General features: G+C 48.4%; 12 protein-coding genes. 2 read left to right on the top strand and 10 right to left on the bottom strand.

Annotated elements, in window-relative coordinates; all coding sequences use genetic code 11:
• The 7 genes from L0156_16905 to L0156_16875 form a co-directional block, all read right to left on the bottom strand.
• A partial coding sequence (locus L0156_16905; GenBank protein ID MCI0604668.1) for a serine/threonine-protein kinase occupies positions 1-1415 on the bottom strand: 1415 nt, incomplete at its 3' end.
• 93 nt (positions 1416-1508) lie between these two features.
• Positions 1509-2573, bottom strand: coding sequence for a hypothetical protein (locus L0156_16900; GenBank protein MCI0604667.1), 1065 nt, complete (start codon positions 2571-2573; stop codon positions 1509-1511).
• Positions 2574-2684: 111 nt separating this feature from the next.
• A complete protein-coding gene (queC, locus tag L0156_16895) occupies positions 2685-3356 on the bottom strand; it encodes a 7-cyano-7-deazaguanine synthase QueC (GenBank protein MCI0604666.1) in 672 nt (223 codons plus the stop codon).
• A 4-nt stretch (positions 3357-3360) separates the two neighbouring features.
• Positions 3361-3711 (bottom strand): hypothetical protein, encoded by a 351-nt coding sequence (locus L0156_16890; GenBank protein MCI0604665.1) that lies wholly within the window; start codon positions 3709-3711, stop codon positions 3361-3363.
• Between the two features lie 25 nt (positions 3712-3736).
• Positions 3737-4111, bottom strand: coding sequence for a hypothetical protein (locus L0156_16885; GenBank protein MCI0604664.1), 375 nt, complete (start codon positions 4109-4111; stop codon positions 3737-3739).
• Between the two features lie 48 nt (positions 4112-4159).
• Positions 4160-5107 (bottom strand): methionyl-tRNA formyltransferase, encoded by a 948-nt coding sequence (gene fmt, locus L0156_16880; GenBank protein MCI0604663.1) that lies wholly within the window; start codon positions 5105-5107, stop codon positions 4160-4162.
• A gap of 10 nt (positions 5108-5117) precedes the next feature.
• Complete coding sequence (locus L0156_16875; GenBank protein MCI0604662.1) at positions 5118-5927, bottom strand: cyclic nucleotide-binding domain-containing protein; 810 nt, start codon at positions 5925-5927, stop codon at positions 5118-5120.
• Positions 5928-6000: 73 nt separating this feature from the next.
• Here L0156_16875 and L0156_16870 point away from each other — a divergent pair, with 73 nt between their 5' ends.
• Together L0156_16870 and L0156_16865 are read left to right on the top strand one after the other, a co-directional pair.
• Positions 6001-6927, top strand: coding sequence for a tetratricopeptide repeat protein (locus L0156_16870; GenBank protein MCI0604661.1), 927 nt, complete (start codon positions 6001-6003; stop codon positions 6925-6927).
• An 84-nt stretch (positions 6928-7011) separates the two neighbouring features.
• A complete protein-coding gene (locus tag L0156_16865) occupies positions 7012-8094 on the top strand; it encodes a dipeptidase (GenBank protein MCI0604660.1) in 1083 nt (360 codons plus the stop codon).
• A gap of 47 nt (positions 8095-8141) precedes the next feature.
• Here L0156_16865 and L0156_16860 read toward each other — a convergent pair whose 3' ends face one another.
• The 3 genes from L0156_16860 to L0156_16850 form a co-directional block, all read right to left on the bottom strand.
• Positions 8142-8594: an SgcJ/EcaC family oxidoreductase gene (locus L0156_16860; GenBank protein MCI0604659.1), complete on the bottom strand. Its 453-nt coding sequence runs from the start codon at positions 8592-8594 to the stop codon at positions 8142-8144.
• A 102-nt stretch (positions 8595-8696) separates the two neighbouring features.
• Positions 8697-9110 (bottom strand): gamma-glutamylcyclotransferase, encoded by a 414-nt coding sequence (locus L0156_16855; protein ID MCI0604658.1) that lies wholly within the window; start codon positions 9108-9110, stop codon positions 8697-8699.
• Positions 9107-10144, bottom strand: a 1038-nt coding sequence (locus L0156_16850) for a hypothetical protein (GenBank protein ID MCI0604657.1), incomplete at its 5' end; no start/stop codon positions are given. The genes L0156_16850 and L0156_16855, both read right to left, overlap by 4 nt.

Here is a 10144-nt window from a genome sequence, read left to right as displayed (position 1 = left end):
GCAAGTCTCCGAAAAATGTAGTGCAACGCTTCGATCGAAGCGCTTGCGGCATGCAGGTCCTCCAGCAAAATTACAATCGGTTTTCCTTCCGTCATTCGGGACAAAGCTCGCGCTAGCAATTCAAAAATGTTCTGACGGTCCTCAAACCTGGCCTGACCGGTTTGTGGTGAGAGAATTTTGAATACTTCAAATTCACTTAGCATCGGAAAGAGCGCAGCAAGATCTGCCGCCAGATCGGAAAAATCTGGGATCTGGCCGGTATTCCTCCTTGCGTGCAAATATTCCCGAATGAGCTCGCCAAAACCTTGATACGGAAAAGTCTGATAATGATCGGCGAATCTTCCATGAAGCACGTTGATTTTTCTTGCTCGCGCGAGATTCTCCAGCTCCTGCAAGAGATGTGATTTTCCCAAACCAGCATCTCCGGTCACCATCACGAACTCGCATTCACCCGTTGCTGCGCCATTCAGACGATGCAAAAGTTCTGTGATCTCGGCTGCTCGCCCGATCATCGGTTCCACTACCGACCGCCGCGAAACTCTTGTAATCCTTTCCTGGCCGCGAAGTTCAGCGCAAAGCGTTTCCCCTTCCTGCATTTGCGACCGAAATTGAATCAGTTTCTGCGCAAGCTCAGAAGCTTTCTGAGGTCTGCGCCGTAGATCCTTTTCAAGACAATTCATGAGAATGTCTTCCAGCTCTTCCGGAATATTGATTCCCAATGAACGTGGCGATGCAGGTTGGTCGTGAGCGAGCCTGTATACCACAGTATGAATCTCACCTGTAAAAGGTGTGTCCCCGACAAAACATTCATAGAGGACTGTGCCCAGCGAATAGATATCGGACCTTCCATCGATTTCGGTTTCTAAAACTTGTTCCGGACTCAAGTATTCAACCGTTCCCACAAGAGCGCCGCTCTGGGTCAAACGGTTTTCAGAGGTCTGGCGCGCCAAACCAAAGTCGGTAACCCGTACACGCAACAATTCGCTGACGTCCTGCTGGACTAAAACGTTTTCCGGTTTGATATCGCGATGAATGACTCCTGCCGTGTGGCTGTAATCCAGCGCGTCCGCAATTTGAATGCCGGCATCAATCACATCCTTGAATCGAAGGATTCGATGTTCCATTCGGAAACGAAGATTCGAGCCGGGAACAAACGGCATCACAATAAAAAGTGAATCTTCATGCTTTCCGATGTCAAAGAGAGTCACAATGGAAGGGTGATCCATTTTTGCAACGATTCGCGCTTCTCGCCGGAAGCGTTCTTCTGCTGTGGCGCTTAAGGAGTCGGAGGACATGAACTTGATCGCGACTTCGCGGTCCAGAAGCTCGTCTTTTGCAAGATAAACCACACCCATTCCGCCCCTTCCCAGCTCGCGAATGATTTTGAAACGGTCAGAGATCGTTGTTCCAACCACGAAAAAATTATAACCCTCCTTTTTAACGCAGAGACGCGGAGAACGCAGAGATTTTAGAATTTTCTCTGCGGCTCTGCATCTCTGCGTTAAGAGCTAGAGCCTTGAGCGGAGGATTTGGGCGGCTGTTTCGGCGGGAATCTGATTGATCATGTAACCGGAACCGGCGCTGAAACTGCGGTGAAGTCCCGTTTGACGCGGAAAACGGGGAATAAATTTGAAATGCCAGTGATAATCATCATCAATCGTTGTCCAGTAATCGCGTTCCTCCCCCCATACTTTATTGGGTCGTGTGAACAACAAGAGCGTGTAAGACAACGGCCCGACAACCTTTTTGACCACTCCCAGATTTTCCTGTATCGCGCTCGCCAACTCCCGGAACAGAGACCTGTTTGCATTCCGGAAGTTGGAATCATGTCTGCGCGGAAGAATCCATGTTTCAAAAGGATGTGACGCAAAAAACGGAGACAGTGTGACAAAATTATCGTAAGCCCGTATCAATCCCGCATTAGCATTCTTTGGCCGCATTTCCTCCGTGACAATATCGCAGAATAAACAGCGCTCTTTCATCTGAAAATGGCGCCTGGTAAATTGCAATTCTCTTCGTATTCTTTCCGGAACGGACGGGGAAGCGATCAAAATCGAATGCGGATGTGTAATGCGAGCGTGCGATGTCGATCCATGATTTTTGAATATGAATAGATGGCCAAAACGATCATCTTTAGACAGGTCCACAATTCGTTCTTGAAACGTGGCCAGAATCGAAGTTACTTCTCCCGGATCCAATTCATCCCAATCCCGATGCTCGCGATGCTCAATAATCACTTCGTGCGCGCCAAGCGCATCCATGACGTCGTTACTAGATACAAGTCTGCGGTTTAGATTTCCTTCGATTTGAAAGACCGGATTCCGGTTCGGTATGACGCGAACCTGCCAGTTTGGATCATGTGCCCGATACCGGAATTCACCATTGACAAATTCCATGATGCTGGAAGAGGTGCGTTCCTCGTTGCCCGGACAAAAATCGCAACTGGTTTCTTTCACCTTTCTTGCCTCCCGCTTTACCGCCTTCCGCAAGGATTTCACCATTTGATCAGCAGGCGTCGTTTTATCAATGACTACCCACTTGCGCGTTACCGGATCCCTTCGCATTTCATTCATCGGCTTGTCCTTATAAATCGTGGATCTGAACTCTTGAACAGAAGCTCGCAAAGCTCGCAAAGAGAAAAAATGTTTTTCTTTGCTACCTTCGCGATCTTCTGTTCAAAAATTTCAACGATTCATTGCAGGATCAATTACACCCGCTTCGGCAAATCCTTTTCGGCGAATGGAACAACTATCGCAGCGGCCGCATGCGGATCCATCCGGCAGCGGATCGTAACAACTGTGCGTGTATGAATAATCCACACCCAAACGAAGGCCGGTTCGAATGATTTCCGCTTTTGTCATATTCAGCAAAGGAGCGTGGATTCGAAACCGGTTCCCTTCTACTCCCGCTTTCGTCCCGAGATTCAGCGTCTTTTCCAAAGATTCTATGAATTCCGGACGGCAATCCGGATAGCCGCTGTAGTCCAGAATGTTGGCACCGTAAAAAAGATCAAAAGCTTCATGAACTTCGCCGAACGCCGCGGCCACAGAAAAGAAGATCAAGTTTCGGCACGGGACGTATGTGACAGGAATTTGATCGTCGATCAAGCGATCCTTCGGAACATCCGGAAAGGAAGTAAGAGCAGAACCCCCGACTCCTTTAAGATCGATCTGGAAAATACGGTGTTTCACGTTGTGAAATTGCAATGCAACCTGTGAACCCCTTTCCAGTTCCACACGGTGTCTCTGGCCGTAGTCAAAACTTAGCAGAATGAGAGAAAATCCTTGCTCTCGCGCGAGCGCGGCAGCCGTTGTGGAATCGATTCCGCCACTGAATAACACGATTGCATGGCCCATAAGACTAGAGAGCTTTTTCCAGGTAGGCAAAAAACCATTGATCCTCGTGCCTTGCGCGAATTCGAATGAACTCCTTCCCTGCTACTTTTGTGATCTGCACGGATGTTTTTCCATCGCCTCTTGCGGGTAAGACAATAACTAAATCCGTTGCAATCAAATTTCCATTCTTGCTCAGTTGAAGATAAGGCCGGTCTGAAGTTTCATCGATATTCAAAGCGTACACGCCAGACTGCACCTGCCTTCCACCGAGTACTCCATCCACCGGAATCGTGATGTTTCCCAGTTCCGCAGCCATTGTTGAGGACGGAATGGCGAGCAACAAGAACAGAAAACCGATCCAGTTGATTCGTTTCACGTTCTCGCTGGGGACGAAAGCAGACCTACTCAAATATGGGAGCCTCGTAATTCACGGTACGATCCCACTGGATGACTTTTAAAGGAGTGACTATAGGAACGCTGTACTGGATGTTCACCCGGAGTACTTCGTAAGTATCGATGCGCACTCTCTTGGCTTCTATTTGCTCTTCCTGCAATTCAATTTTCTCGACCTCGGCAGCCTCGATCAGATCCTGTTCGAGCACGTCCAGACTTCGACCGCGTAAGAACTTACATTGTTCATTCACTGTATCCTCAAAAGCATAAACGTGAATCATCACCGGGATAACCTTCCAACCAATGTAAAGAGCTATAAAAAGAACGACCAATCCAAAAATAAGGTTAGCTCGGCCTTCACCTTTTTCGTGTTGAAAGTTCATCATCCCTCCGACTGTTTCAAAAATATTATCTTCGGTAGCCCAGACATGTCAAGGAACAGCCGACGATAGGAAACGATCCTGTGGATGAATCGAATAGCCATGAATGAAATCCGCAGCGGGAAAGCGAGGTCTGTTTTCAGGTTGTATTTCAAGAACTTCCAGGATCGTACCCTCTCCGCATGCAATCTGGAATGAATGCTTCTGGACGGCAATTACAGTGCCCGGAAGACTCGTGGTTTCCCCCTCCGTAGCGTGGGCCAACCAGAACTTCACTCTCAGGTCGCGAAAATAGGAAAAGCTTCCGGGCCATGCATCGAACGCTCGAAACTGTCGCGAAATCCAGGAAGCCGTCTTAGTCCAATCGATCCTGCCATCTTCTTTACGCAATTTCGGAGCGTAGGTAACCTGCGCAAGATCCTGCGGTTTCGGCGTGATCTCATTTCTTTGCAATAGATCTGCAGTCCGTCTGAGCAAAGGAGCTCCCAGATTTGCGAGTTTTTTCGTGAGAGTGTCGCCCGTGTCGGCAGGCAAGATCGGGCATTCCTGCTGTAAAAGGATGTCCCCGCCATCCATGACTTCATTGATCAACATTGTCGTTGCGCCCGTATGGGACTCGCCCTGTAGAATGGCCCAGGGGATCGGCGCAGCTCCGCGATATTTGGGAAGCAACGAAGCATGAAGATTCACCGCTCCATAAGGGGGGAGATTCAACAGAGTCGGCCTGAGTATCTCTCCGTAAGCAACCACAACCAGCAAATCCGGATGAAAAGATCGCATTTCCTCAAGGAAAATGTCGGACTTCGTTGTCACCGGCTGAAGCACCGGGATCCCAAGACGGTGCGCAACAATCTTCACCGGAGGCGCTTGCGGCAATAAATTGCGTCCCTTAGGACGATCCGGTTGAGTGACTACTGCAACAACCTCATGAGTTGAACCGGAAAGAATTTCCAGACTCGGAACCGCAAACTGAGGCGATCCCATAAACACGATTCGCATTTCTTAAATCTCAAGGTTTTTCCTGGGCGGCTTGGATCATCGCTTCGACTGTTTTATACGTACGCTGCACGTGGAATTCCTCCACCACCTTTTTCACATTCGGATAACGCAAGATGATCTTCTCATAATCTTCTTTCGTCAGTTCTAAGAGTTCCGATCTGGTATTCGTAATGATGGTCGCAGTTCGTGGTTTTCCGGTTAGCAATGCAATTTCACCAAAAAATTCTCCCTCTCCAAGATTTGCCAAAAACACTTCCTTATTCAAAGGAGTACGCGTTAAGACACGAACCTCTCCATGAACCACAACAAAAAGCGAATCACCCGGATCCCCTTCCTTTACAACCACGGCGCCTTCTTCAAAATGACGGAGATTCAATTTCGCCACGACCTGCTTGAACTCGTCCGGACTGAGATCCTTCAATAACTTATTCTCAATCTCAAGATTCGCTTCTTCAGTTTCCTTTAAGGGTGGTGTTTTAGCTTTCTCCACAGGTGACGATTGCTCTGTCATCGCCAGTCGTTCAGAAAGATTGCTGAGCAGGTGTTCCACTTCTGCGTTTCCCGGTTGAATTTTGAGAATCTTTTTGTAGACCGCGATCGCTTTTAATATGAACCCCTGTTCTGTTTGTATCACTGCGATTTTTTTGTATTCGCGAATCGCATGATCCACTTGCTTATCCATTAAGAGAGTGTCCGCGATGTTCATCAAAAGTGCGGTGTTCCTGGGTTGCTCCTGGAGCTTCTCTCTGTAGAGGGCAATCGCCTTTTGATACTGTTTCTTTCCTATGTAATCTTCGGCGCTCTTCTTTTTCCAAAACACGAAGGAACTCCTTTTCCCGTTAAGTTTAATCCTTTTCGATGGTACCGCAAGAAAGTAAAAACCGAAATATGCTATGATATTGCGGGTTTCGGATGGCATCCGTGCAAACAAGATGGATTCTTTTACCCTGAACCAGGCGTCCAAAATGCTGGACATCTCCCCCCGGCGTCTCCGTCATTGGGAAAAAATACAGTTTGTCAGCCGTTCCATTAAAAACGAAGAAGGCTCCTTCTATTCATTTCAGGATCTTGTCAGCCTGCGAGCCGCAGCTGCTTTGATTTCGGGTGGAATTTCACTCCAGCAAGTGATTCGGTCCATCGAGCTCATTAAAAAGAAATTCCCGGAAATCAACGGAATCAGCGAGCTGAAATTTTTCTCTCACAACAACACTTTGATGATGCGTTACAACGGACTTTCTTTCGATCCGGTCAACGGGCAACTCCTGCTGAGCTTTGAGGACCGGGAGCATGCGGCTCCTGCAGCGTTTAAGTCTCGTCAGAAAGAGAGGAACCACCTTTTTTGGTTTGAATATGGCTTGCGCTATGACATTGAAGGAAAATGGCAGCTTGCTGTCAAAGCCTACCGGAAAGCGCTTCAACTGGACCCTACACTTGCAGATTGCTGGAACAATCTCGCGACAATCTATTACCGCGTGGGCAAAAAGAAAAAGGCGATTCGTTATTATCTGAATGCGCTGAAAATCAATTCCTCCTACAAGCTTGCTTATTACAACCTGGGAAATATTTTTGAAGAACTCAAGAAGTTCCGCACAGCGGTAAAAATGTACTTGAGAGCGATCGAGCTGGATCCTGAATATTACGATGCGCATTACAATCTGGCGCTCGTGTACGACAAGATACATTCGTATCGTGAAGCCTGTCATCACTGGGAGATTTATTTCCGGTTTGACTCGGGGAGCCGCTGGGCGCGCTATGCGCGCGAGCGAGTTCAGGAAATAAGCCGTGGAACCATGATCCGCAAGCGCGAAAAGCAAGAATAATTTTTTGAACAGAAGCTCGCAAAGTGCACAAAGAAAATAAAAATTAAGTCTTAGCGATCTTTGCGTCCTTCTGTTCAAAAAGACATGAGCAAAAAATATTTTATCGCCGACACACATTGTGACGCCCTGATGCGAATGATGGATCTCGGTTATACGCTGCAAGATGAGCGTTTACAGGTCAGTTTTCCAAAAATGCTGAAGGGTGGTCATGATCTGCAGATTTTTGCCTGCTTTATCGATCCTTCCGTGGGGAAAGATCGATATATAAACAGAACGCTTCAGATGATCGATCTTCTTCGAAGCGAAGTTCAGAAGAACAAGAAAAATGTTTCGGTTTGCGCTTCGATGAAAGAAGTGCAAAAAGCGAGGGAACAACAAAAGAAGATTGCCATGCTGGGAATCGAGAGTGGCCACGCGATCATGAATGATCTGGCAGTGTTGCGCTCCTACCGTCGGCTTGGGGTAATTTACATGACTTTGACGTGGACCAATACGAACGACTGGGCTGATTCTTCTGCAGACGAAGAACGATGGGGAGGACTCACGCAATTCGGACAGGAAGTGGTGCGTGAAATGAACAGGATTGGCATGATCGTGGATGTCTCACACGTTTCAGATAAAACTTTCTGGCACGTTTTGCGAACCTCCACAAAGCCTGTAATCGCATCCCATTCCTCAGCCCGCTCCTTGTGTTCTCATCCCAGAAACATGTCGGATGAAATGATCAAAGCAATGGCGGCCAGAGGCGGAGTTGTTTTTGTTAATTTCTACTCAGCTTTCCTCAATCAACGTTTTTATGAAGAGAAGAAAAAACTGGAAAGCCGCTATCATAAACGTCTGCAGGGCGCGGTTACCAAATGGGCCCACAAACCGGAAATGTATAACTATGAAGAAGAGCAGATTCTGCGGTCGTTCGTTAAAATGTTACCTCGGGTATCGATGAAAGATGCAGTCCGGCACATCGAGTACATCGCTAAAATCGCTGGAGTCGAAGCGGTCGGCATCGGATCTGATTTTGACGGCATCCCCTTTTGGCCGGACGGCATGGAAGATTGCACTTCACTTCCTGTTATATGTCATTCCTTGCGAAAACGCGGCTTCAGTTCCTCAGAAGTGGATAAAATCGCAAGCCGCAACCTCTTCCGCATTTTTAACGACTGCCTCTAATATCGGGAAATTTCCTTTCTTTCATGCTTTGAAAGGAAAAGAAGCGCCTAATTAGTGTTGTATGTGCTCCAGTAATACTTCCAGGAGCCATTGCCCTGCTTGCGGAAAGTGGCCATCCATTTCCCGGTCTCCTGTACTTTCTTTCCATTCGCTTCATGAATTAATGTGTTCGTGCCTCTGGCAAATGCGTAGTCTCCTGAAATCACGATCTGATCTTCGATAATGGATGCCTCGAACTTTTCCTTCCACAGTTCGACAAAATCCTTCCGGTACTGCGCTTCAATCGCTTGCCTGCCTACTGCGGTTGTGCCACCGTCCGGCATTCTTACACCATCCACCGTGAAGAGTCCTGCCAAACCGGCCGTGTCGCGATTCTTAAAAAACAGAATCCACTGCTGATTCAGCGCATGAATCGCTGCCTCATCCTCCTTTGCGCCGGCTTCAGATGAAGGTTGCCACAAAACAATGACGAAGAGAATTGCTAGGAATAATCGCTTCATGTGATCCTCCAAATAACCGCCAAGTCGCCAAGAACGCCAAGGCAAAAAAACGAGAAGTAGTCTTGGCGAACTTGGCGACTTGACGGTTCATTTTCACCGATGTCATGCGATACGATCAACATAATGCGCAGGCAGCCCCAAACGCCGGGCCAGGTCGCGCAGTTTTTGTGCATATTGTTGATTCGCTTCATCCGGTCCAGGCGGCTCGGGCAAATTGAAGCACAGCGCCGGAACAGGAGCCGCGTTTTCAAGCTCAGCGATCACAGCCTCCGGACGATACATTTGCACGCTCGCATCAGCGTAGAGTTGTTCGATTTCAAAGTGCGATAGCTGCATCAGAACGCCGTATACACGCGAATCAGGATCCGGAACGAGGGTTGCACGCTGACCGATTCGAAGCGCAAAGCCTGGCACGCTCACCAGGCGAGGGTTCACAGGCTGAACGCCCTTTGACCGCAGGGTCTCCGTGTCCATAAACAAACCGTAGAAAAAAATATCGATGCGCTTCGGCGTCATAAGTCCTGGATGCGAAGTGTAGTGTCTGCGCTTTTCCAGGCTTCTTCGAACTGCTCCTTAACCCAGCGGACATCGCTTTCTTTGTTTTGCGCTTTCAAGCTTTCCAACAATCCAAAAAGGGAACGACCGTTCCGTGGATTCTTTGCCAGGTCCTCGCGGAAAACTTTTTCAGCATCTGCCACTCTTCCTGCTTGCAGTAAAACAGCGCCGTAAGTTTCGCGAATCGGATAATACCAATCAGGCGGTTCATCATAAGTGACCAGATCCTCCGCCTCAACTGCTTTCTTAAAAAGCGCCGCAGCATCTGGATTCTTTTTTGCTAAAGCGATTTCAGCGCGCAATAACGCGTCCGCCACTTTGAGCACAACGGAAGCAGGATTCAATCCGATCAATGCGTCTTCCGGAACTTCCGTTGTCGCATGCTGAAACATGGGATATGACTTGTCAGCGTTGGAGATTCTGCTCGTGCGCGCAAACGCCAGGGTGCGCCCAAAGTGCCACAGGGCTGTGGTAATCGGCATACCTTCTCCCGGTTTGGGAATATTCAGAGCATCGTTCCATTTCCTGAAACGGAGCAGGACCAGCATGGAAGTCGGAGTGAATCCGTCCAGCATGGGCATCTCTTTTACGTGCGGAAGAGCGTTAGCAACAACCTGGTCCGCTGCTTTTTTGGCATCGTAAAATCTTCCCTGCATGGCACGCGCATAATAAAGGAAATGAATGTTATGGTTGTAATACATAGCCGGATAAAATCCCTGTTTAACTCCGGCTTCCTTGAAATAATTTTCATCGGCGCCGATGGCAGCTTCATTTTGAGTCGCAGCGTCCGCAAAATTACCAGTGCGAATGTAAATGTGCGCCGGCATATGAACGAGATGGCCCGCAGCGGGAACCAGGGTTTCCAATCTTTCCGCGCTCGGTAGCGCCCTTTCCGGTTGAGCAGAAGCTTCCACTGCGTGGATGTACAGATGATTCGCCCCCGGGTGCATCGGGGAGCGTTTCAAAACAGATTCCAGCACAGCGACCATTTCAAG

The sequence above is a fragment of the bacterium genome (genome assembly GCA_022616075.1).
Lineage (GTDB): Bacteria > Acidobacteriota > HRBIN11 > JAKEFK01 > JAKEFK01 > JAKEFK01.
Note: the sequence above shows the minus strand (reverse complement) of the source record. Positions and strands in the feature narration are given on the sequence as shown.

What these genes read in the sequence shown, in the direction of transcription:
- L0156_16900 (MCI0604667.1), bottom strand. Translation starts at nt 2,573, where the DNA reads ATGAATGAAATGCGAAGGGATCCGGTAACGCGCAAGTGGGTAGTCATT.
- queC (MCI0604666.1), bottom strand. Translation starts at nt 3,356, where the DNA reads ATGGGCCATGCAATCGTGTTATTCAGTGGCGGAATCGATTCCACAACG.
- L0156_16885 (MCI0604664.1), bottom strand. Translation starts at nt 4,111, where the DNA reads ATGAACTTTCAACACGAAAAAGGTGAAGGCCGAGCTAACCTTATTTTT.
- fmt (MCI0604663.1), bottom strand. Translation starts at nt 5,107, where the DNA reads ATGCGAATCGTGTTTATGGGATCGCCTCAGTTTGCGGTTCCGAGTCTG.
- L0156_16870 (MCI0604661.1), top strand. Translation starts at nt 6,001, where the DNA reads ATGATATTGCGGGTTTCGGATGGCATCCGTGCAAACAAGATGGATTCT.
- L0156_16865 (MCI0604660.1), top strand. Translation starts at nt 7,012, where the DNA reads ATGAGCAAAAAATATTTTATCGCCGACACACATTGTGACGCCCTGATG.
- L0156_16860 (MCI0604659.1), bottom strand. Translation starts at nt 8,594, where the DNA reads ATGAAGCGATTATTCCTAGCAATTCTCTTCGTCATTGTTTTGTGGCAA.
- L0156_16855 (MCI0604658.1), bottom strand. Translation starts at nt 9,110, where the DNA reads ATGACGCCGAAGCGCATCGATATTTTTTTCTACGGTTTGTTTATGGAC.